Source organism: Brevibacterium sp. SIMBA_078, assembly GCF_046534565.1.
In the GTDB taxonomy this organism is placed as follows: Bacteria; Actinomycetota; Actinomycetes; order Actinomycetales; family Brevibacteriaceae; genus Brevibacterium.
This window is the reverse complement of record NZ_JAWRYQ010000347.1, coordinates 1-259: the sequence shown is the minus strand read 5'-3', so window position 1 is coordinate 259 and position 259 is coordinate 1. Positions and strand designations below refer to the sequence as shown.

Annotated in this window: 1 protein-coding gene; it reads right to left on the bottom strand. The window is 39.4% G+C overall.

What is annotated here, in order from left to right; translation table 11 throughout:
• Positions 1-73: 73 nt before the first annotated feature.
• Positions 74-259, bottom strand: a 186-nt coding sequence (locus tag SB749_RS19980; protein ID WP_410711841.1) for an EAL domain-containing protein, incomplete at its 5' end; no start/stop codon positions are given.

Here is a 259-nt window from a genome sequence, read left to right as displayed (position 1 = left end):
AGAATCATTTCTGGACGATAAAAGAAAAGCTGATACCATTTTTTCTGTGTGGTTATTCCTAATTTGTCTTTCATTACCTTATCCGTGCCCAGGGTATTTCTGATTTTTTCAATGACTTACTCAGAATGGAGCCTTGTAATTCTTCACATCCTATTTGTTTTAATAAAAGGAGTTTTGCTCGATCGTTAATTCCTGTGGCTATGGTTGTTAAGCCGCGCGCCCGCGCCATTTTGACCATTGAAGCCAGCTCCCTTTTTTG